At 55.8% G+C, this 21,605-nt stretch carries 18 protein-coding genes; 10 read left to right on the forward strand and 8 right to left on the reverse strand.

The annotated features are described in order from the left end of the window. The 3 genes from RTM06_RS09460 to lpdA all read left to right on the forward strand — a co-directional run. The coding region (locus RTM06_RS09460; RefSeq protein ID WP_409455796.1) for a transketolase-like TK C-terminal-containing protein at nt 1-734 on the forward strand (734 nt) is incomplete at its 5' end. A 14-nt stretch (nt 735-748) separates the two neighbouring features. Further along, complete coding sequence (gene aceF / locus RTM06_RS09465; RefSeq protein WP_312181684.1) at nt 749-2,653, forward strand: pyruvate dehydrogenase complex dihydrolipoyllysine-residue acetyltransferase; 1,905 nt, start codon at nt 749-751, stop codon at nt 2,651-2,653. A gap of 173 nt (nt 2,654-2,826) precedes the next feature. Then, complete coding sequence (gene lpdA, locus RTM06_RS09470) at nt 2,827-4,251, forward strand: dihydrolipoyl dehydrogenase (protein WP_312181686.1); 1,425 nt, start codon at nt 2,827-2,829, stop codon at nt 4,249-4,251. A gap of 144 nt (nt 4,252-4,395) precedes the next feature. On the opposite strand, the gene RTM06_RS22770 is transcribed toward lpdA, so the two are convergent. Further along, entirely contained in the window at nt 4,396-4,542 is a 147-nt protein-coding gene (locus RTM06_RS22770) for a Hok/Gef family protein (protein WP_137385164.1), read from the reverse strand. A 279-nt stretch (nt 4,543-4,821) separates the two neighbouring features. After that, nucleotides 4,822-5,721, reverse strand: coding sequence for a LysR family transcriptional regulator (locus RTM06_RS09475; protein WP_312181688.1), 900 nt, complete (start codon nt 5,719-5,721; stop codon nt 4,822-4,824). Nucleotides 5,722-5,819: 98 nt separating this feature from the next. Between RTM06_RS09475 and RTM06_RS09480 the strand changes: the two genes are divergently transcribed. The 3 genes from RTM06_RS09480 (at nt 5,820) to yacL (ending at nt 10,185) form a co-directional block, all read left to right on the forward strand. Further along, nucleotides 5,820-6,815: an aldo/keto reductase gene (locus RTM06_RS09480; RefSeq protein WP_312181690.1), complete on the forward strand. Its 996-nt coding sequence runs from the start codon at nt 5,820-5,822 to the stop codon at nt 6,813-6,815. Nucleotides 6,816-7,053: 238 nt separating this feature from the next. Continuing rightward, nucleotides 7,054-9,651 (forward strand): bifunctional aconitate hydratase 2/2-methylisocitrate dehydratase, encoded by a 2,598-nt coding sequence (gene acnB, locus RTM06_RS09485; protein WP_256695628.1) that lies wholly within the window; start codon nt 7,054-7,056, stop codon nt 9,649-9,651. Nucleotides 9,652-9,822: 171 nt separating this feature from the next. Continuing rightward, a complete protein-coding gene (yacL, locus tag RTM06_RS09490) occupies nt 9,823-10,185 on the forward strand; it encodes a protein YacL (protein ID WP_008108552.1) in 363 nt (120 codons plus the stop codon). A 32-nt stretch (nt 10,186-10,217) separates the two neighbouring features. On the opposite strand, the gene RTM06_RS09495 is transcribed toward yacL, so the two are convergent. From RTM06_RS09495 to RTM06_RS09510, 4 genes are all read right to left on the reverse strand, one after another. Next, a complete protein-coding gene (locus tag RTM06_RS09495) occupies nt 10,218-11,543 on the reverse strand; it encodes an MFS transporter (RefSeq protein ID WP_312181692.1) in 1,326 nt (441 codons plus the stop codon). Between the two features lie 44 nt (nt 11,544-11,587). Next, on the reverse strand, nt 11,588-12,541 hold the full coding sequence (locus tag RTM06_RS09500; RefSeq protein ID WP_312181694.1) for a phosphoglycerate dehydrogenase: 954 nt from the start codon (nt 12,539-12,541) through the stop codon (nt 11,588-11,590). A 95-nt stretch (nt 12,542-12,636) separates the two neighbouring features. Then, the gene (locus RTM06_RS09505) at nt 12,637-13,521 is read right to left on the reverse strand and encodes a dihydrodipicolinate synthase family protein (protein WP_312181696.1); all 885 of its coding nucleotides are present in this window, start codon (nt 13,519-13,521) and stop codon (nt 12,637-12,639) included. A gap of 17 nt (nt 13,522-13,538) precedes the next feature. Continuing rightward, nucleotides 13,539-14,687, reverse strand: coding sequence for an iron-containing alcohol dehydrogenase (locus tag RTM06_RS09510; RefSeq protein WP_312181698.1), 1,149 nt, complete (start codon nt 14,685-14,687; stop codon nt 13,539-13,541). Between the two features lie 182 nt (nt 14,688-14,869). On the opposite strand from RTM06_RS09510, the gene dtnK reads away from it, so the two are divergent. From dtnK to RTM06_RS09525, 3 genes are read left to right on the forward strand one after another with little or no spacing between them, the layout of a single operon-like run. Then, complete coding sequence (gene dtnK / locus RTM06_RS09515; protein ID WP_312181701.1) at nt 14,870-16,141, forward strand: D-threonate kinase; 1,272 nt, start codon at nt 14,870-14,872, stop codon at nt 16,139-16,141. After that, nucleotides 16,134-17,114 carry a D-threonate 4-phosphate dehydrogenase gene (locus tag RTM06_RS09520; protein ID WP_312181703.1) on the forward strand — a complete coding sequence of 327 codons (981 nt, stop codon included), beginning with the start codon at nt 16,134-16,136 and terminating at the stop codon, nt 17,112-17,114. Before dtnK ends, RTM06_RS09520 begins: the two co-directional genes overlap by 8 nt. 6 nt (nt 17,115-17,120) lie before the next feature. After that, nucleotides 17,121-17,882, forward strand: coding sequence for a DeoR/GlpR family DNA-binding transcription regulator (locus tag RTM06_RS09525; protein WP_176970675.1), 762 nt, complete (start codon nt 17,121-17,123; stop codon nt 17,880-17,882). A 206-nt stretch (nt 17,883-18,088) separates the two neighbouring features. On the opposite strand, the gene RTM06_RS09530 is transcribed toward RTM06_RS09525, so the two are convergent. Then, nucleotides 18,089-18,436: a YacC family pilotin-like protein gene (locus tag RTM06_RS09530; protein ID WP_007888732.1), complete on the reverse strand. Its 348-nt coding sequence runs from the start codon at nt 18,434-18,436 to the stop codon at nt 18,089-18,091. A 177-nt stretch (nt 18,437-18,613) separates the two neighbouring features. Here RTM06_RS09530 and cueO point away from each other — a divergent pair, with 177 nt between their 5' ends. After that, complete coding sequence (gene cueO / locus RTM06_RS09535) at nt 18,614-20,203, forward strand: multicopper oxidase CueO (RefSeq protein WP_265301244.1); 1,590 nt, start codon at nt 18,614-18,616, stop codon at nt 20,201-20,203. On the opposite strand, the gene RTM06_RS09540 is transcribed toward cueO, so the two are convergent. Beyond that, nucleotides 20,196-21,485 carry a cystathionine gamma-synthase family protein gene (locus RTM06_RS09540; protein ID WP_256695637.1) on the reverse strand — a complete coding sequence of 430 codons (1,290 nt, stop codon included), beginning with the start codon at nt 21,483-21,485 and terminating at the stop codon, nt 20,196-20,198. The genes cueO and RTM06_RS09540 overlap by 8 nt on opposite strands. Nucleotides 21,486-21,605: the final 120 nt, after the last annotated feature.

The raw sequence follows: 21,605 nt of genomic DNA on the forward strand, positions 1-21,605 counted from the left end.
GTCACAGCCACATTCAGTCGCTGACTATCCCGAACTGTATCTCTTACGATCCGTCTTACGCGTACGAAATTGCGGTCATCATGCAAGACGGTCTGGTGCGTATGTACGGCGAAGCGCAGGAAAATATCTACTACTACATCACCACGCTGAACGAAAACTACCACATGCCTGCGATGCCGCAGGGTGCGGAAGAGGGTATCCGTAAAGGTATCTACAAACTGGAAACCGTAGACGGTAGCAAAGGCAAAGTGCAGCTGCTGGGTTCAGGTTCGATTCTGCGTCACGTGCGTGAGGCCGCACAGATCCTGGCGAAAGATTACGGCATCGGTTCTGACGTCTACAGCGTGACCTCGTTCACCGAGCTGGCGCGTGATGGTCAGGATTGCGAGCGCTGGAACATGCTGCATCCAACAGAAACCCCGCGCGTTCCGTACATCGCTCAGGTGATGAACGAAGCACCGGCCGTCGCTTCAACCGACTACATGAAGCTGTTCGCAGAACAGGTTCGCAGCTACGTACCTTCCAGCGATTATCGCGTATTGGGTACTGATGGCTTCGGTCGTTCCGATAGCCGTGAAAACCTGCGTCACCACTTCGAAGTGGATGCATCGTATGTGGTTGTGGCTGCGCTGGGTGAGCTGGCTAAACGCGGCGAAATCGATAAGAAAGTGGTGGCAGAAGCAATCACCAAGTTCAATATCGACGCCGATAAAGTTAACCCGCGTCTGGCTTAAGAGGTAAGAGAGTAATGGCTATCGAAATTAACGTACCGGACATCGGGGCAGACGAAGTTGAAGTCACCGAAATCCTGGTCAAGGTGGGCGACAAAGTTGAAGCTGAACAGTCGCTGATCACCGTGGAAGGCGATAAAGCCTCCATGGAAGTGCCTTCGCCGCAGGCGGGCGTGGTTAAAGAGATCAAAATCTCTACCGGCGACAAAGTGGAAACCGGCAAACTGATCATGATTTTTGACGCTGAAGGTGCCGCAGAAGCGGCGCCAGCGCCAGCCGAAGAGAAGAAAGCGGAAGCCGCTCCTGCTCCAGCAGCCGCTGCTGCTGCTGCTGCGGTCAGCAAAGAGGTCAACGTACCGGACATCGGCGGCGACGAAGTTGAAGTCACCGAGATCCTGGTCAAAGTTGGCGACAAAGTTGCTGCTGAGCAGTCGCTGATCACCGTTGAAGGCGACAAAGCCTCAATGGAAGTGCCAGCCCCGTTCGCGGGCGTGGTGAAAGAGATCAAAATTGCCACCGGCGATAAAGTGAACACCGGCTCACTGATCATGGTGTTCGAAGCAGAAGGCGCAGCGCCAGCCGCTGCCGCTCCAGCAGCCAAACAGGAAGCCGCACCCGCTGCAGCACCTGCGGCTTCTGGCGCGAAAGACGTCAACGTGCCGGACATTGGTGGCGATGAAGTTGAAGTCACCGAGATCCTGGTGAAAGTAGGCGACAAAGTTGCTGCTGAGCAATCCCTGATCGTGGTTGAAGGCGACAAAGCCTCAATGGAAGTGCCTGCACCGTTCGCCGGTACCGTGAAAGAGCTGAAAGTGGCGACTGGCGATAAAGTCAGCACCGGTAAGCTGATAATGGTGTTCGAAGTGGAAGGCGCGGCACCAGCTGCGGCGCCTGCCGCTAAGCAGGAAGCAGCTCCAGCGGCAGAAGCAGCGAAACCTGCAGCGGCTCCAGCAGCAGCGAAAGCGGATGCAAAAGGCGAGTTCGCTGAGAACGACGCTTACGTACACGCTACGCCGGTGATTCGTCGCCTGGCGCGCGAGTTCGGTGTGAATCTGGCGAAAGTCAAAGGCACCGGCCGTAAAGGTCGCATCCTGAAAGAAGACGTACAGACTTACGTCAAAGACGCGGTGAAACGTGCTGAAGCGGCTCCGGCTGCAGCAGCCAGCGGCGGAAGCCTGCCAGGTCTGTTGCCTTGGCCGAAAGTGGACTTCAGCAAGTTCGGCGAAATCGAAGAAGTGGAACTGGGCCGTATCCAGAAAATCTCGGGTGCTAACCTGAGCCGTAACTGGGTGGTTATCCCGCACGTTACGCACTTCGACAAAACCGATATCACCGATCTGGAAGCGTTCCGCAAACAGCAGAATGCCGAAGCTGAGAAACGCAAACTGGATGTGAAATTCACACCAGTGGTGTTCATCATGAAAGCCGTTGCCGCTGCGCTTGAGCAGATGCCACGCTTCAACAGTTCACTGTCTGAAGATGCACAGAAACTGACGCTGAAGAAATACATCAACATCGGTGTGGCGGTTGATACGCCAAACGGTCTGGTGGTTCCAGTGTTCAAAGATGTGAACAAGAAAGGCATTACTGAACTGTCTCGCGAGCTGATGGCGATTTCCAAGAAAGCGCGTGATGGCAAGCTGACCGCTGGCGATATGCAGGGCGGTTGCTTCACCATCTCCAGCCTTGGCGGCCTGGGCACCACGCATTTCGCGCCAATCGTCAACGCGCCTGAGGTGGCTATCCTCGGTGTTTCCAAGTCAGCGATGGAGCCGGTATGGAACGGTAAAGAGTTTGAACCGCGTCTGATGATGCCGATCTCACTCTCCTTCGACCACCGTGTGATCGACGGTGCTGATGGTGCGCGCTTTATCACCATCATCAACAACACACTGTCCGACATTCGCCGTCTGGTGATGTGAAGTTAATCAAGGCCGGCGAAAGCCGGCCTTGTTGTAAGCATTCAATGTTGCCGCGGTTGGCAGTTTGTTAACAATTCTGTAAACTCTCGCGGTGAAATGTCCCGGCGGATATAGGGCATTAGAGCTTGGGAAAAGCTTTCTCCTGACTGCCGGTAATCAAACAAGAGGTCATGATGAGTACAGAGATTAAAACTCAAGTCGTGGTACTTGGGGCAGGTCCTGCAGGTTACTCTGCAGCCTTCCGTTGCGCTGATTTAGGTCTGGAAACCGTAATCGTTGAGCGTTACAGCACCCTCGGCGGTGTTTGTCTGAACGTAGGCTGTATCCCGTCAAAAGCGCTGCTGCACGTCGCCAAAGTAATTGACGAAGCAAAAGCCCTGGAAGAGCACGGTATCGTGTTTGGCCAGCCGCAAACTGACATCGACAAAATTCGTTCGTGGAAAGAGAAGGTTATTAACCAGCTCACTGGCGGCCTCGCGGGCATGGCGAAAGGTCGTAAAGTGAAAGTGGTGACTGGCCTCGGCAAATTCACCGGCGCTAACACGCTGGTGGTCGAAGGTGAAGGTGGCGCAACCACCATTAACTTCGATAACGCGATCATCGCGGCTGGTTCTCGTCCAATCGAGCTGCCATTCATTCCGCACAACGATCCGCGCGTGTGGGACTCTACTGATGCGCTGGAACTGAAAGAAGTGCCGAAGCGTCTGCTGGTAATGGGCGGCGGTATCATCGGTCTGGAAATGGCCACCGTTTATAAAGCGCTGGGTTCAGAGATCGACGTGGTTGAGATGTTCGACCAGGTGATCCCGGCTGCCGATAAAGACGTGGTGAAAGTCTTCACCAAGCGTATCAGCAAGAAATTCAACCTGATGCTGGAAACCAAAGTCACCGCTGTTGAAGCGAAAGACGACGGTATCTACGTATCAATGGAAGGCAAAAAAGCCCCAACCGATGCACAGCGTTACGACGCGGTGCTGGTGGCAATTGGTCGCGTACCGAACGGTAAAGGCCTTGATGCCGGTAAAGCTGGCGTGGAAGTGGACGATCGCGGCTTCATCCGCGTCGACAAGCAGATGCGCACCAACGTACCGCACATCTATGCTATCGGCGACATCGTGGGTCAGCCAATGCTGGCGCACAAAGGTGTGCACGAAGGCCACGTAGCGGCGGAAGTGATCTCGGGCCTGAAGCACTACTTCGACCCGAAAGTGATCCCATCCATTGCTTACACCGAGCCAGAAGTTGCCTGGGTTGGTCTGACCGAGAAAGAAGCCAAAGAGAAAGGCATCAGCTACGAAGTCTCCACCTTCCCGTGGGCAGCTTCAGGCCGTGCTATCGCGTCTGATTGTGCGGACGGCATGACCAAGCTGATTTTCGACAAAGAAACGCACCGTGTTATCGGTGGTGCGATTGTCGGTACCAATGGCGGCGAGCTGCTGGGTGAAATCGGTCTGGCGATTGAAATGGGCTGTGATGCCGAAGATATCGCTCTGACCATTCACGCGCACCCGACGCTGCATGAGTCTGTCGGCCTGGCTGCCGAAGTGTTCGAAGGTAGCATCACTGACCTGCCGAACCCAAAAGCGAAAAAGAAATAAGTTTCCGCTTTGAATAAATTAACGGCTCCTTTATGGAGCCGTTTTTTATTACGGATTCTATTTAAATAAACAAGTAAAAAAGGCGCGTGAGCTACTTTGTGAGTCATGCCGGAATAGCGGGAGCGAACTCCCGCTAGTGAAGTTTTACTGTTGTGCTTCGTAAGCCATAACAGCCGATAATTCAGCAGTGAATATCCGTAATCGTAATTCACAGAGTGAGCTGCGATTAACCAGACACAATCCTAATAGAATGAGCCCGCTGATAATCAGCTTGCTGAATATTGACTTCATAGTCACGTTCCTCTTGATTTAGCACGAGCAAGCGACTACCCTGACATTTCTCACGTGTAGGGTAGTTCGCTTGCCCGTGCGGTTAATGAAAGTTAACTGCACGGTTTTACGCTCCACAACCTACCTCAATCTTTTCAGCTTGAAGCAAGTTGCCTCAAGCGCCCGCAGGCAGTCTACGCCAAACTTCTTTTATTTCACCTTAAATTTTAAATTATTTATAATTAATGGATTTATATATTGTCTAATCATTTAAATAGAACGCGCAACAGACATTTTTAATTAAAGGTTAATTTCCTTAAGCCAATCAATAAAATGCCTCAGCGGTGCGGATAGATATTTCCGGCTCGGATAGTAAAGCCAAAAACCTTCTTCTACCTGAGTGAACTCCGCCAGTATTTCCACTAACTCACCGCGAATTAAATCTTCCCGCACCGTACCTTCATGCAGAAAGGCAATGCCTACGCCTGCACGCGCTGCCTGTAATATTCGCTCATTGTTATCCAGCACCAGCGATCCTTTTACCGCCACTTCCTGTTTGCGGCCATCCTGCCAGAATTCCCAGCGATAACGTCGGCCACTGGGAAAGCGTCGCTCAATGCAGGGAAACTGCAGCAGCTCAGCCGGATGCAGTGGCGCGCCATGCTGCGCAATAAACGCCGGGCTCGCCACCGCCAGCGCCCGCATCGCTGCGCCAAACGGCACCGCTACCATATCCTGCGCCAACACATCGCCGTAGCGCACACCGGCATCAAATCCGGCTTCTACGATATCTAGCAGTGAATCGTTGCTGTCGATCTCCAGCGTGATCTCGGGATAGCGCAGCAAGAACGGCAAAATCAGCGTATCGAAGAACAGCGCTTCCGCCGATCGCGGCATGCTAATGCGCAATACGCCGCGTGGATCGCTGCGCCAGTCGTTGAGCTCATCCACCGCTTGCGACAGATCGGCAAGCGCAGGCTGAATGCGCTGTAAAAAGCGTTCACCGGCTTCGGTGAGCGCCACTTTGCGCGTGGTGCGATTGAGCAGCCGCACACCCAAACGCGCTTCAAAATGGCGCATCGCGTGGCTTAGGCTGGAGGGCGTGACATTGCGCTCCTCCGCTGCTTTACGAAAGCTCAGGTGCTGCGCGACGGCAGCAAACATCTCCAGTTCCTGCATAGACGCACGGTATTTATTCATTGCTGAGTTTTACTCACTAAATCGGCAAAAATGCCTCAATTGTTGCTGCGATTGCTGAGGTTTATAACATTAACACCAACAGCGAAGAGGATTAAACAATGCAACAACGTCAATTAGGCAATCAGGGATTACAGGTTTCGGCGCTGGGATTAGGCTGCATGGGCATGAGTTTCGCCTATGGGCAGAACGATGAAAAACAGGCGCTGAACACGCTGGCACGGGCGTTTGAGCTGGGCGTGAATTTCCTTGATACCGCAGAAGTATATGGTCCATTCACCAACGAGAGCTTGTTGGCAAAAGCAATTAAAGGGCGCAGCGATATCAAAGTGGCGACCAAGTTTGGTTTTCGCATTACCGATCAGGGAGAAGGTTGGGAACGCATTACTGGGGTGAATAGCGATCCGGCGCATATTCGACGTGCGGTCGAAGGATCTTTGCAGCGTCTCGGTGTGGAAACCATCGAACTACTCTACCAGCATCGTCTCGATCCGGCGGTGTCGATTGAAGAGGTGGTGGGCGTGATGGCCGATCTGGTGCGGGAAGGGAAGGTGAAGTATCTCGGTTTGTCTGAGGTTTCATCCGCCACCTTGCGCCGTGCGCATGCGGTGCATCCGATTTCGGCGCTGCAAAGCGAATATTCGCTGTGGTCACGCGATCCGGAGCAAGATGTACTCGCTACCTGCCGTGAACTGAACGTCGGCTTTGTTCCGTATAGCCCGCTGGGGCGCGGCTTCCTCACCGGGAAATTCCCGGCCGCCACAACCTTAGCGGAAGATGACTTCCGTCGTTCACTGCCGCGTTTTCAGCAGGATGCGCAGGCGCATAACCAAAAGTTAGTGAATCAACTTAACGAGATGGCTGGAGGTTATGATGCAACAGCCGCTCAGCTGGCGTTGGCGTGGGTGCTGGCCAAAGGCGAGTTTATTGTGCCGATTCCCGGTGCCAGCAAAATTGCCCATCTGGAACAGAACTGCGCCGCCGCCGGTTTAGCATTACGCACGGCGGATGTCGCCACGCTGGATGAGGTGTTTAGCGAGAAAAACATTCTGGGTGAACGTTATAACGACAGCGAGTTTGTGCTGGTCGATCGTTAAAACTCTTCTCCGAAAATGAGAACAAGCAGGCTTTCAAAGCCTGCTTTTTTATGTGATCCCGCTCAATTTGCAGATGAAGCTGCTAAAAAACGCACGGATGTTGCTTTTTTGTAAACAGATTAACAATCAGGCGAAATGCTGCTATGCTGCCCCACGCGGAACCGGGCACCTCACCCTACTGTTCGACAGCATCAAGGGGTGCACCGGAAAGCTATACAATGAGAGCGAGGAGAACGTCGTGCTAGAAGAATACCGTAAGCACGTTGCCGAGCGTGCTGCCCAGGGAATCGTACCTAAGCCGTTAGATGCTTCCCAGATGGCCGCGCTGGTTGAACTGCTAAAAAACCCGCCAGCGGGTGAAGAAGAATTCCTTACCGACCTGTTGGTCAATCGTGTTCCACCAGGTGTTGATGAAGCGGCGTATGTCAAAGCCGGTTTCCTGGCAGCTGTCACTAAGGGCGAAGCCCACTCTCCTCTGGTTACTCGCGAAAAAGCCGTTGAGCTGCTGGGCACCATGCAGGGCGGTTATAACATCCATGCGCTGATTGAAGCGTTAGAAGATGAAGCCTTAGCCCCCATCGCTGCCGAAGCCCTGTCTCACACGCTGCTGATGTTCGATAACTTCTACGATGTCGAAGAGAAAGCCAAAGCGGGTAACCCACACGCGAAAAAAATTATCCAGTCCTGGGCCGATGCCGAATGGTTCCTGAAGCGTCCAAAACTGGCTGAAAAAATCACTACCACCGTGTTCAAAGTGACCGGCGAAACCAACACCGACGACCTCTCTCCGGCGCCGGATGCATGGTCACGTCCGGATATTCCACTACACGCGCTGGCAATGCTGAAAAACGCCCGTGAAGGCATCGAACCCGACGATGCGGGTAACATTGGCCCGATCAAACAGATCGAAGCACTGCAGACCAAAGGCTTCCCGTTGACCTACGTCGGCGACGTGGTCGGTACCGGTTCTTCACGTAAATCCGCCACCAACTCGGTGCTGTGGTTTATGGGCGATGATATCCCTTACGTGCCAAACAAAAAGGGCGGCGGTCTGTGCCTCGGCGGTAAAATCGCTCCCATCTTCTTCAACACCATGGAAGATGCGGGTGCCTTGCCAATTGAGCTTGACGTTGATCGTCTGAATATGGGCGATGTCATCGACGTTTACCCGTACAAAGGCGAAGTGCGCAATCACGAAACTGATGAAGTGCTGGCGACCTTCGAGCTGAAGACCGACGTGCTGCTGGACGAAGTCCGTGCTGGCGGTCGTATTCCGCTGATCATCGGTCGTGGCCTGACCACTAAAGCGCGTGAGTCATTGGGTCTGCCGCACAGCGATGTGTTCGTGCAAGCCAAAGATGTTGCCGCCAGCACCCGTGGTTACTCACTGGCGCAGAAAATGGTTGGCCGCGCGTGCGGCGTAGACGGTGTCCGTCCAGGCGCGTACTGCGAACCAAAAATGACCTCAGTCGGTTCTCAGGACACCACCGGTCCAATGACCCGTGATGAACTGAAAGACCTGGCGTGCCTCGGCTTCTCAGCTGACCTGGTGATGCAGTCATTCTGTCACACCGCCGCCTATCCGAAGCCGGTTGACGTGACCACCCACCATACGCTGCCAGACTTCATCATGAACCGTGGCGGCGTCTCGCTGCGTCCGGGTGATGGCGTTATCCACAGCTGGCTGAACCGTATGCTGTTGCCCGATACCGTTGGTACCGGCGGTGACTCACACACCCGTTTCCCAATTGGTATTTCCTTCCCGGCAGGTTCTGGTCTGGTAGCGTTTGCTGCTGCGACCGGCGTAATGCCGCTGGATATGCCGGAATCGGTACTGGTGCGCTTTAAAGGCGAAATGCAGCCGGGCATCACCCTGCGCGATCTGGTACACGCGATTCCGCTGTACGCAATCAAAGCGGGCCTGCTGACCGTTGAGAAGAAAGGTAAGAAAAACATCTTCTCTGGCCGCGTGCTGGAAATCGAAGGTCTGCCGAAACTGAAAGTTGAGCAGGCATTTGAGCTGACCGATGCCTCGGCTGAGCGCTCTGCTGCTGGCTGCACCATCAAGCTGGATAAAGAGCCGATCATCGAGTATCTGAACTCGAACATCGTGCTGCTGAAGTGGATGATCTCGGAAGGCTACGGCGATCGTCGTACGCTGGAGCGCCGCATTGAAGGCATGCAGAAATGGCTGGCCGATCCGCAACTGCTGGAAGGCGATGCGGATGCAGAATACGCGGCGGTGATCGACATCGATCTGGCCGAGATTAAAGAGCCAATTCTGTGCGCACCGAACGATCCAGACGACGCGCGTTGGTTGTCTGACGTGCAGGGCGAGAAGATCGACGAAGTGTTTATCGGTTCGTGCATGACCAACATTGGTCACTTCCGCGCGGCCGGTAAATTGCTGGATGCCCATAAAGGCCAGCTGCCAACCCGCTTGTGGGTTGCGCCGCCAACCAAAATGGACGCCGCACAGCTGACCGAAGAGGGCTACTACAGCGTCTTCGGTAAGAGCGGTGCGCGTATCGAGATTCCGGGCTGTTCACTGTGCATGGGTAACCAGGCGCGTGTGGCGGACGGCGCGACGGTGGTTTCCACCTCGACCCGTAACTTCCCGAACCGTCTGGGTACCGGCGCGAACGTCTTCCTGGCGTCGGCTGAACTGGCGGCGGTCGCTTCGCTGCTTGGCAAGCTGCCAACGCCGGATGAGTATCAGCAGTTCATGCTGCAGGTTGATAAGACCGCGGCTGACACTTACCGCTACCTCAACTTTGATCAGCTGGGACAATACACTGACAAAGCGGATAGCGTGATCTTCCAGACTGCCGTTTAATCGGCTATCGGGATGAACAAGGGACGATGAAAATCGTCCCTTTTTTTATGCCCTTTTTTCCGCTGACATCTCCAGGCATAATGCGAGCGCGATCCCACTTTATTCAGCGTGCTGCGCACAAAATGCATTTACACGGTGCCGCGCGGCGCGCCATCAGTATGAGGCAAACCCATGGAGTACGAATTTCTGCGTGATTTGACCGGTCAGGTCAAAGTGCGTATGTCGATGGACCACGAAGCGGTGGGGCACTGGTTCAACGAAGAGGTCAAAGACAATCTGCCGTTGCTGGATGAGGTTGAGGCCGCCGCCCAACAGGTGAAAGGCACCATCAATCAGTGGCAGCGTGTCGGGCATGAATACACGCTGTGGCTGGATGAAGAAGAGGTGATGATTCGCGCCAACCAGTTGGCGCTGGAAGATGACGGCATGGAAGAGGGCATGACCTATTACGATGAAGAGAGCCTCTCTTTCTGTGGCGTCGAAGATTTTCTCGCGGTGATTGCCGCTTATCGGCTGTTTATCGCCGGTAAATAACGTAGGGTCGCCATTCATGGCGACCCACCTAATTACCGCGCCGCGCCGCTTGCAACCGAATGTGAATGTGAAACCTGTTCCTCATCGACGATAGGTTCAACGTTACCCATCAGGAACAGATAGTTAAGGATGCCAATCACTACCAGCACCGCCGAGAACACCAGCGCCCAGGTAAAATGACCGGTTGCGCCAACTATCGCGCCGGTAATGATCGGTCCCACCGCGCCGCCCATGTTGGATACGGTATTCTGCAGGCCCGCGACAATCGACACGCTGTTTTGCGGCGCCACATCACCCGGCAACGCCCACACTTGTGATGCCGCTACGGTGGTGCCGGATTTGGCGATACACAGCAGCAGCACGGTCATAAACACCGAATCAGTGAACGGGGCAAAGCCGATGCACAGCGCCATCAACAGGCCGATGGTGAGGAACAGTTTGCGTGTGGCGGTCAGCGACAGCACTTTGTTATGCACCATGCGATCCGATGCCCAACCCGCCAGCACTTCAATCACCATGCCGCAGATCAGCGGCAGCGCAGCCACCATCCCCATTTTGAGAAAATCCATACCTTTATCTTTCACCAGATAGGTCGGCAGCCAGGTGATAAAGAAATAGGAGGTGTAATTGATGGTGAAGAAGCCAATGCACATCGCCCAGATATTGCGGTAGCGCAGCAGTTTGTACCACTTCATCGGGCGCACGCTTTTATCGCCGTGCTTTTGCGTCTGACCATTACGGATGAAGCGCACTTCTTGCTGGCTTATCGACTTATGATCTTCCGGGTTCTCAGCGTAGATAAAGTACCAGGCAATCACCCAGAACAAGCCCAGCGCGCCTATAGCGAGGAAGGTCAGACGCCAGTCGAACAGGGCGATCATAAAGACGATCAGCGGCATGGCCACCGCACCACCAAATTTGGAGGCACTGTCGAACAGGCCAGAAACCGTGGCGCGTTCGCGATCCGGGAACCAGCGCGCGGTAATGCCCGCGTTGCTGGGATAGGCGGCGGCCTCACCGACGCCGAGGGCTAAACGCAGCGCCAGCAGCGATTTAAAACCGGTTGCGAGGCCCATCGCCATGGTCGCGATTGACCACCAGCCGACGGCGATGCCGAGACCTTTTTTCTGACCGAAGCGATCGGCGAACCAGCCCGCCGGGATCTGCAATAGCGCATACGACCAGAAGAACGCCGCCATGATGAAGCCCATCATTTCAAGATTGATATCGAGCTCTTTGATCAGATGCGGTGCCGCTGCCGAGAGCACGGTGCGGTCAATGTAGTTAATGGCGATGGCCAGCCACATCAGGCCAGCAATCCACCAACGGATACGACTCGAGCGCGCAGAGTTAGTCATAATAATTATCCACTCGAAAAAGGGTTACAGAGAAAGGCGGCGTGTTATTCCAGCCCGTTCATCACGTTGATTGGGCGTTCGCCCTGTTGGATGCACTGCACAATTTGCGACACGCAACGTTCACCAATCGCGCTGATTGCACCGTCGGTGTAACCGGCAATGTGCGCAGTGGGAATGAAGTTGCCGAGCGTGAACAGCGGATGCTCGCTCAGTGGTTCCTGCACAAACACATCGGCCGCCGCACCGGCAATCACGTTATCCAGCAGCGCCTGATAAAGATCCTGCTCGTTCACCACGCCGCCGCGTGAGGCATTAATCAGGAAGGCATTTTTCTTCATGCGTTTGAGGCGCGCGGCATCAAACAGATTGTGCGTTTTGTCGGTAAGCGGCATGTGCAGAGTGATGAAATCGCTGGTTGCGGTCAGCTGATCCAGCGTGACGAATTCGATGCCGTGCTCGGCAGCAAACTGCTCATCGGGATAAAAATCGAACGCGATCACCCGCATGTTGAAGCCTTTGGCGCGCAGCGCAACCTGCTTGCCAATATTACCCAGCCCGATGATGCCCAGCGTTTTGCCGTAGACGTCGGTGGCAAAAATTCGCGGCCAGCTACCCGCGCGAGTTTCGATGGCGGCTTGAGTGATTTGACGCGCGCTGTTGAGGATCAACGCAAAAGCGAAATCGGCAACCGCGTGTTTGTTGGCATCGGGCACATTGGTGACGTAAATACCGCGTGCGCGCGTCGCTTCCAGATTGATGTTGTCGACGCCAACGCCGTGCTTACAGACGATTTTCAGCTGCGGCGCTAACGCCAGCAGTTCTTGGTTGATGTCGGTAAAGGCCACGATCATCGCCACGGTGTTAGCCAGATGCGGCTCAAGTGCGCTTAGCGGCGCATCGGCGGGCAGCATGATCAGCTCAAAACCGTGCTGCTGCAGCACCTCAATCGGCGCCGCGTCGTATTTGGCGAATGACGGTGAAGTACAAATGACTTTCATGATTCTTCCCGGGGTTAGTAAATGCTGCCAAATTGGCCAGGTCACCATAAATGGCGACCCTACAAATCGCATTCATATGTGCGTTCGTACCTGCATTACTGCAAATACTGATTCACAATCTGGCGGATCTTCTGCTCTTCTTCGGCAGAGAAACTCACCGCGTAGCGGCTGTCGCCAACCTCAAAGCCCAGCAGCGTCACCGCTTTTTTTACTGCGGCGGGAGAGAAGCCCACGCTATACAGATCGGTGCGCAGACCGGTGACATTCTCCTGCGCCAGGCGCGAACCTTCGATATCGCCGGCATGAAAGCGTGCCCAAATCGCATTGATCTCTTTAGGTGCCACGTTAGCGAGACCAGAAATACAGGCCGAGCAGCCGTCGACAAAGCCCTGATGAATCAACGAATCCGGACCGTTCAGCACATCAAAACTGTCGATTCCTGCAGCCGCTTGCAGGAAGCCGCTCAGGCTCTCATAGCTGCCGGCGCTGTCTTTAATGCCGATGATGTTCGGGTGCGCGGCCAGCGTGCGTACGGTTTCCGGTTGCAGCGTGTTGCCGGTGCGCGCCGGAATGTTGTAGAGGAACAGCGGCACGTCGATGGCATCGGCCACCGCGCGATAGTGGGCAATCAGCTCTTCCTGCTTCAGCGGCACAAAATAAGGCGTGATCACCGAAACCGCATCCACGCCCAGCTTCGCCACTTGTTTCCCAAGGCGAATGGTTTCACGCGTGGAGATCTCGCCAATGTGCGCCACCACCGGCGCGCGGCCGTTCACTTCATCGACGCAGGTTTGCGTCACCGCCAGCTTCTCCTGTTCGTTCAGCACGAAGAATTCGCCGTTGGTGCCGCCGCAGAAGATGCCATTGCCGGCGCTTAACTGACGTTTAACCTGTTCGCGTTGGGCGGCTGGATTGAATGCGCCGTCGCGATCAAAGGTGGTGACGATGGCGGTTAACACGCCCTGAATTTTCTTACTCATGTTGTCCTCGATAATCCTTAGTGATTCAAAGCCGGAAACAGCGTCAGGTAGACGTTTCGTACGTCTTCGGCGCCCACTTTCATCGGTACATTCTTCATCAGGCGCTGCACGTCGAGCGCGGCTTCCACCAGATACGGCAGATGATCCGGGCCGATACCCAGCTCTTCCAGGCTGGCGGGCAGCTTCAGGCGTTTCACCAGCGCGGCAAAGTACGCCACCAGCGCGTGGGATTTGGCTTCGTCGTCCAGCGAGGTATCGGCATCCGGTAGCAAATCGTAAACCTGAGCGAATTTGCTCACCGCCGCCGGACGCACAAAGCGCATGCAGGGTGCGAGCAGAATGGCATTGGCGACGCCGTGCGGCAGGTGATATTTGCCGCCCAGCGGATAAGACATCGCATGTACCAGATGCGTACCGGCATGCGCAATCGATGCGCCACCGTAATAAGACGCCCACAGCATATTCAGGCGCGCTTCAAGGTTATCCGGCTCAGCGAGGGTGGTTTCGAGGCTGGCAAACAGCTTTTTCATGCCGATCAGCGCATAGTTATCGCTCACCGGATTCGACACGGTAGCGGTAAAGCACTCGATTAAATGGCACAGCGCATCGATACCGGTTGAAGAGGCGATGTGCGGTGGCATGCTGGTGGTGAGCTCTGGCACCAGCGCGACATAATCTGGCAGCATCACCGGCGAGATTATGCCGACTTTGGTCTCTTTCTCAGGGATTGCCAGAATCGCATTGGGCGTGGCTTCTGAGCCGGTACCTGCGGTAGTGGGGATCAGCAGCGAAGTGGTGCGCGTCTGCGGCTTTTCACCCGCCAGCAGCGCGTCCAGTGTTGGCGCGCCTTCAACACACAGAATCGACAGCAGCTTGGCGACGTCCAGTACGCTGCCACCGCCGATGCCAATCACCAGATCCACATCGGTGCTCGGCAGCGCGGCGACAATGGCGGCCACATCGTGCTGGCTGGGTTCTGGCGGCACCGTATTGACGATGCTCAGGCTGGCAATCTGCTGCTGCAGCTGGGCGATCAGCGTCTGCACCGCCGGAATGCCTTCAATATTCTTATCGGTCACCAGCAGCGCTTTTTCTTTACCTTGCAGTAAATAGCTGAGGTCATTAAGCGCCTGAAAGCCACTGATCATGGTGCTGTTGATATTCATCTCTTACCCTTACGTTTTTTGCGCTGAATGATTAAGTTTGCTCATGCAGCGCGAGGTCTATCACTACAGTACCTAATTTTATAGGACAAATTGATTTCGATTAATTTGATCTTGCTCACATATAATCAATCATGATTGAATATAATCATTACAGCACGGCAGCGGCCGGAACAGGAGAGAGCATGACTTTACCGCCATGGAAAACGCCAGTCCTGGTGATTGCCGATGATTTTACCGGCGCCAATGACGCGGGCAGCGGGCTGGCACAAGCCGGGGCGCGAGTGCATGTGCTGTTTGATAGCAGCACGCCGCATGACGCTGATGTCGCCGATGTGCTGGTCATCAGCACCGATAGCCGTGCGCTCAGCGAACAGGAAGCGGCCCGGCGCACGCGGGCGGCGATTGAGCAACATCAGGCCATCGCTAATGACGGTTGGTTGTTCAAGAAGATTGATTCCACGCTGCGCGGCAATCCCGGCGCGGAAATCGCCGCCGCAATGCAGGCCAGCGGCAAAACATTAGCCTTAGTGGTGCCGGCGGTGCCGAAGCTTGGACGCACCACGCGGGCGGGGGAAGTGTGGATCCACCAGCAACGTCTGATCGACAGCGAATTCGCCAGCGATCCTAAAACGCCGGTCACCAGCGGCCATGTGCTGACGCGATTGCAGATGCAGAGCGCCTTGCCGGGTGAAACCCTCGATCTCGCCACGCTGCGTGGCGACCAGCTGGCGCAGGTGCTGGCCAGCAAGCAAGGTTTGCTGGTGGTGGATATCGAGCAGGACGCCGACATTGCCTTATTAATGGCTGCGGCAGCCACGCTGGAGACGCATCCATTGCTGGCCGGTGCGTCCGGGCTCAGCGATGCGCTTGGCGCGATGCTGGCGGCGCGTCAGCCGCGTCCGGTGCTGGCGGTGGTTGGCTCGATGAGCGCGATTGCGCAGCAGCAGATTACGTGCCTCGCCAGCCAGCGCGACATCCGCGTTATCGATATTGATATCCGCCAGCTTTTTGCCCAACCGGCCTGGCCGCAGGCTGAACAGTGGCAGCAGGCGATGCAGCAGGCGCTGCACGACGGCGCGCATTGCGTGGTGCGCACTACGCAACATGCCGATCAGCGCCACGAGATCGAGCAGTTGTGCCAACAGCATCAGGTTTCACGTCAGCTATTGGGCGAGCGCATCTGCCAGTTTCTCGCGCAGTTAACCCGCCGCGTGTGCCGCAGGGCGCAGCCTGCCGGGCTGTATCTCTCTGGCGGTGATGTGGCGATTGCCGTGGCGCAGGCGTTTGGCGCGAGCGGTTTCCAGATTCAGGGCCTTGTGGCGGGCTGCGTGCCGTACGGGGTTTTGCTTAACAGTGAATTACACCTGCCGGTGATGACCAAAGCAGGTGGCTTTGGTGACGAAAACACCCTGGTAGAAGCCATTCGTTTTATTGAGGAGAAGTCGAGTGAGTAAAATTATTGCGATTACCATGGGCGATCCGGCGGGCATTGGCCCGGAGATCATCATTAAAGCGCTGGCAGAAGGTGAGTTAGCGGGCGTGCCTGCGGTGGTGGTGGGTTGCGCCAACACGCTGCGTCGGGTAATGGGACTCAATGTCACGCCGCAGGCTGAACTGCGCGTGCTCGACCAGGTCAAGGATGCGCACTTCGCGCCCGGCATCATCAACGTGATTGATGAGCCGCTGGCGGATGCCGCCGCGCTGCAGCCCGGCGTGGTGCAGAAAGAGGCGGGCGATTTGGCCTGGCGCTGCGTGAAACGCGCCACCGAACTGGCGCTGGCTGGCGACGTGCAGGCGATTGCCACCGCACCGTTAAATAAAGAGGCGCTGCACTCGGCGGGACATATTTATCCCGGCCACACCGAACTGCTGGCGCAGCTGACCAACACCAAAAATTACGCCATGGTGCTCTACACCGATAAGCTGAAAGTGATTCATGTCACCACGCATATTGCGCTGCGCAAGTTCCTCGATACCTTAAACGGCGAGCGCATTCAGACGGTGATCGGCATGGCCGATGGCTTCCTGCGCCGCGTCGGTTTCGACAAGCCGCGCATCGCCGTGGCGGGCGTCAATCCACATGCCGGTGAAAATGGTCTGTTTGGCGATGAAGAGATCACTATCGTCGCGCCTGCTATCAAAGCGATGAAAGCGCAGGGCATCGACGTCAGCGGCCCGTGCCCGCCTGATACCGTGTTCCTGCAGTGTCAGGAAGGGCAGTACGATATGGTGGTGGCGATGTACCACGATCAAGGACACATCCCGCTGAAACTATTAGGTTTTTATGATGGTGTGAATATCACCGCTGGCTTGCCGTTTATCCGCACTTCAGCGGACCACGGCACCGCATTTGATATCGCCTGGACAGGTAAAGCGAACTCTGCGAGCATGGCGATCTCCATTAAACTCGCGATGCAGCTTGCATAGGGAAATATGAAGGGACAAAGCCGTCTCGACCAGATTATGGACTATCTGAAGAGCCATAATTTGGTCACTGTTGAACAACTGGTGAGCGCTATTTCCGCCTCGCCAGCGACGATCCGCCGCGATCTGATCAAGCTGGATAAAGAGGGCGTTATTAGCCGCAGCCACGGCGGCGTTACGCTGAATCGCTTTATCCCTAATCAGCCGACCACGCTGGAGAAGATGCAGCGCAACCTCGCCGAGAAGCAGGCCATCGCGCAGTTTGCCGCCAGCTACGTGCAATCGGGTGATGCGGTGGTATTGGATGCCGGTACGACCATGCTGGAGCTGGCGCGCCAGCTGACGCACCTCAAGCTGCGGGTGATCACTGCCGATCTGCACATCGCGCTGTTTCTGTCCGAGTTTAAGCAAATCGAAACCACCATTATTGGTGGACGCATTGATGATTCCAGCCAGTCATGTATTGGTGAACATGGACGCCGCCTGCTACGCAGCATCAATCCCGACATCGCCTTTGTCAGCTGCAACTCGTGGAGCATCGAACGCGGGATTACCACGCCAACCGAAGATAAAGCCGGATTGAAGATGGATCTGCTGGCTAATGCGCGCCGCCGCGTTCTGCTGGCGGACAGCAGCAAGTACGGTTCATGGTCACTGTATTGCGCCGCGCCGATTGATAGCCTGACCGATGTGGTGACGGATGCGCGTCTGGATGAAGCGGTGTGCCGCGATCTGCGCGAGCGAGGTATTGGATTGGAGTTAACGGTTTAGATTGAGATTGTGCTGGCTGTCCCCCATCCCGGCCTTCCCCCGCCAGCGGGGGAAGGAGACGCTGCCACATGCAACCCTCGAACTGACATATTGCAGCATCTTCCTCCCCCACTTGTGGGGGAGGACCGAGGTGGGGGACAGCGAGCACCAACCGAGGAGGGGGACTGCGGGCACCAACCGAGTCAGCGTACAGCGGGCACTCAGAATTACTTAACGTAAGCCAGCAAACTCAGCGAATCGCGCGCCAGCGACTTACACTTTTTGTCGTTGGTGATGGCGATACCGCTCAAATCCTTGTAGCTCTCTTCGCCCAGCGACTTCATGTTGTAATTGCTGTAGTTGCTTAAATCCCAACGGTTTTGTTGGGCGAAAAACACCAGCGCTTTACGAATCTGAGCGTCCGGCAAATCCTGATAGCCACAATCGTTCTTGAGATAAACGAACACGGCGGTGAGGTCGGCCAGATCTTCTGCTTCGGATTCGCTCAGGGCAAAACTGGTGGAGGAGAAGCCAAGGAGTCCCGCCAGCAGCAGGATCTTGATGCTTTTCGTCATAATGATTCTCAACAAGGGACAATTTATTGACGTTAGCACAGTTATTGCCGGTATTCCGCTAAATTTGCCCTTTCGGGCCATTCCCACCCTTTTTATCAGTGCAATCTGTTTCAGGGCTTGACCCTCCCGCAGGGTAAAGGTTTACGCTGTGCCCTTATTCACGACAAGGATAAGAATATGCAACGTCGTCATTTTCTAAAGTTGACTGCCGCACTCAGCGCCGCCGGTGCGCTGCCGCTGTGGAGCCGCTCACTAATGGCCGCCACGCGCCCATTATTACCGATTCCCTCCATTTTGCAGCCTGATGCCCGCGGGCAATACACCTTGACCGCCATGACCGGTAGCAGCCAATGGAATGGCAAAGCGGTGCCTACCTGGGGATACAACGGTGGATTGCTCGGACCCGCGCTGCGTCTGCAACGCGAAAAAGCCGTCACGGTGAACATCCATAACCAACTGCCGGAAGCCACCACCTTGCACTGGCACGGGCTGGAGATCCCCGGCGATGTTGATGGCGGCCCGCAAGGGATTATTGCGCCCGGCGCGACGCGTCAGGTCAGTTTCACCCCTGATCAACCCGCCGCGACCTGCTGGTTCCATCCGCATCTACACGGTAAAACCGGTTATCAGGTGGCGCAAGGTCTGGCCGGTTTGGTGCTGCTGGAGGATGAAGCGTCCGGCAAATTGCGTCTGCCAATGCAATGGGGCGAAGATGATGTGCCGCTGATTTTCCAGGATAAGCAGTTGAATAAAGCGGGAACGCAAATCGATTATCAGCTCGATATCATGCGTGCCGCCGTCGGCTGGTTCGGCGATATGATGCTGACCAACGGCGTGCAATATCCGCAGCATGCGGTGCCGCGCGGCTGGCTGCGTCTGCGGTTACTCAATGGCTGTAACGCGCGTTCGCTGCATATCGCCACCAGCGATCAACGTCCGCTGTATGTGATCGGCAGCGACGGCGGTTTGCTGGCCGAACCGGTGAAAGTGGAGAGCTTGCCGCTGCTGCCGGGCGAGCGTTTTGAAGTGCTGGTGGATACGTCAGATGGCAAAGCCTTTGACGTGGTGACGTTGCCAGTCACGCAAATGGGCATGACGCTGGCACCGTTCGATCAACCGCTGCCGCTGGTCAACATTCTGCCGCTGCGCGTGCTGGCCAGCGGCACGTTGCCGGACAAGCTGGTGGATCTGCCACCGATTCCTGCCACCGAAGGTCTGCAAAGCCGCTGGCTGCAGCTGATGATGGATCCGCAGCTTGATCAGCAAGGCATGCAGGCGTTGATGGATCGCTACGGCGATAAAGCCATGGGTGAGATGAAAATGGATCATGGCAATATGGATATGAGTCACAGCGCCAAGCCGATGGATCATGGCGACATGGCGATGGATCACGGCAGCCACGGTAAAACCGCCGCCTACGATTTCCACAACGGCAACAAGATTAACGGTCAGGCATTTAACATGACCAAGCCGATGTTCAATGTCGAATTGGGCAAGCTGGAGAAGTGGACGATTTCCGGTGAAGGCGATCACATGCTGCATCCGTTCCACATTCACGGCACGCAGTTCCGCATCCTGTCAGAAAACGGCAAGCCGCCCGCGCCGCATCGCGCCGGCTGGAAAGACATGGTTAGCGTTAACGGTTGGCGCAGCGAAGTGCTGGTGCGCTTCAACTATGTCGCTAACGCCGACAATGCCTACATGGCGCATTGTCATCTGCTGGAACATGAAGATACCGGCATGATGCTCGGTTTTAGCGTCAGTTAACCGAGGCTTCCAGCGCCAGGCGCATATCCTCAATCAAGTCGTCAGGATGTTCGATACCAATCGACAAGCGCACGGTCGCGTCGGTGATGCCAATGCGTTGCCGCACATCCTGCGGCACGCCCGAATGGGTGGTGCTGGCAGGATGGCTGGCGAGCGATTCGGTGCCGCCGAGGCTCACCGCCAGCTTGAACAGTTCCAGCGCATTCAGGAAACGGAACGCCGCCGCTTGCCCGCCACGAATATCAAACGAGAAGGTTGAGCCCGCGCCGCTGCACTGGCGCTGCCAGGTTTTGCCCGCCGGACTTTCAGCCGCCAGATATGGCAGCCAATACAGTTTTTCCACCTGCGGATGATCGCGCAAAAACGCCGCCACTTTCTCGGCATTGCTGGTGGCTTTCTCCATGCGCAGCGACAGCGTTTCCAGCGAGCGACCAATCATCCAGCTGGAGTGCGGATCCAGCTGCGTGCCGATGGCGCTGCGCAGCGAACGCACTTTGCCGACCAGCGCTTCGCTCCCCAGTACCGCACCGGCAATCAGATCCGAATGGCCGCCGACATATTTGGTCAGGGAATAGAGCGACAAATCCGCGCCGTGCTGCAACGGACGTTGAAACAGTGGGCCGAGCAATGTGTTATCGCAGGCGAGAATCGGCCGTGAACCTTGCTGCTGCGCAATCACATCCGCCACCTGCTGCATCAACTGAATATCCACCAAACTGTTGGTCGGATTGGCGGGCGTCTCAATCAAAATCAGCGCCACGCGTCCGCGCTGCCACGCCAGTTTCGCCGCTTCATGCACTTTATCTTCGTCGGTGCCATCGCTGAATCCCACTGCTTTGATCTCTAAATCGTGCAGCGTTTTGCTCAACAGCGTTTCGGTGCCGCCATACAGCGGCTGGGAATGCAGAATCACTTCACCCGGACGCGCAAATGTCAGCAGCGTGGTGGCAATGGCCGACATGCCGGAAGAGAACAGCGCCGCGCTTTCCGCGCCTTCGTACACCGCCAGCCGATCCTCCACGATTTCGCTGTTGGGATGGTTGAAGCGCGAGTAGACCAGCCCGCCAGTTTTGCCTTCTGGCGGTTGTTTGCGTCCGGCGACGAAATCGAAAAAGTCCTGTCCCTCTTCGGCGCTGTTAAACACAAAGGTGGAGGTAAGAAACACCGGCGGTTTCACCGCGCCTTCCGATAACTGCGGATCGTAACCGTAATTCAGCATCTGCGTTTCCGGGTGCAACGCGCGCGTACCAATCGTGGTTTTTTTACTGGATGAAGCGGTCATAGGAACTCCAGAACTCGGCGGTGAAAGGGCGGATAGGTTCCTACAGTTAACGCCAGTGCGATAAATTTCGCCACGGAATCGTTTGCGTTCTGTGCGCGGCGTTAGACGCTGGCTCGACTA

This window comes from Pantoea sp. CTOTU46764 (assembly GCF_031974595.1).
GTDB classification, from domain to species: domain Bacteria; phylum Pseudomonadota; class Gammaproteobacteria; order Enterobacterales; family Enterobacteriaceae; genus Pantoea; species Pantoea trifolii.

Bases quoted from the DNA above. Each gene is read 5' to 3' on its own strand.
- aceF (WP_312181684.1), top strand. From the start codon at position 749: ATGGCTATCGAAATTAACGTACCGGACATCGGGGCAGACGAAGTTGAA.
- lpdA (WP_312181686.1), top strand. From the start codon at position 2,827: ATGAGTACAGAGATTAAAACTCAAGTCGTGGTACTTGGGGCAGGTCCT.
- RTM06_RS22770 (WP_137385164.1), bottom strand. From the start codon at position 4,542: ATGAAGTCAATATTCAGCAAGCTGATTATCAGCGGGCTCATTCTATTA.
- RTM06_RS09475 (WP_312181688.1), bottom strand. From the start codon at position 5,721: ATGAATAAATACCGTGCGTCTATGCAGGAACTGGAGATGTTTGCTGCC.
- RTM06_RS09480 (WP_312181690.1), top strand. From the start codon at position 5,820: ATGCAACAACGTCAATTAGGCAATCAGGGATTACAGGTTTCGGCGCTG.
- yacL (WP_008108552.1), top strand. From the start codon at position 9,823: ATGGAGTACGAATTTCTGCGTGATTTGACCGGTCAGGTCAAAGTGCGT.
- RTM06_RS09495 (WP_312181692.1), bottom strand. From the start codon at position 11,543: ATGACTAACTCTGCGCGCTCGAGTCGTATCCGTTGGTGGATTGCTGGC.
- RTM06_RS09500 (WP_312181694.1), bottom strand. From the start codon at position 12,541: ATGAAAGTCATTTGTACTTCACCGTCATTCGCCAAATACGACGCGGCG.
- RTM06_RS09505 (WP_312181696.1), bottom strand. From the start codon at position 13,521: ATGAGTAAGAAAATTCAGGGCGTGTTAACCGCCATCGTCACCACCTTT.
- RTM06_RS09510 (WP_312181698.1), bottom strand. From the start codon at position 14,687: ATGAATATCAACAGCACCATGATCAGTGGCTTTCAGGCGCTTAATGAC.
- dtnK (WP_312181701.1), top strand. From the start codon at position 14,870: ATGACTTTACCGCCATGGAAAACGCCAGTCCTGGTGATTGCCGATGAT.
- RTM06_RS09525 (WP_176970675.1), top strand. From the start codon at position 17,121: ATGAAGGGACAAAGCCGTCTCGACCAGATTATGGACTATCTGAAGAGC.
- RTM06_RS09530 (WP_007888732.1), bottom strand. From the start codon at position 18,436: ATGACGAAAAGCATCAAGATCCTGCTGCTGGCGGGACTCCTTGGCTTC.
- cueO (WP_265301244.1), top strand. From the start codon at position 18,614: ATGCAACGTCGTCATTTTCTAAAGTTGACTGCCGCACTCAGCGCCGCC.
- RTM06_RS09540 (WP_256695637.1), bottom strand. From the start codon at position 21,485: ATGACCGCTTCATCCAGTAAAAAAACCACGATTGGTACGCGCGCGTTG.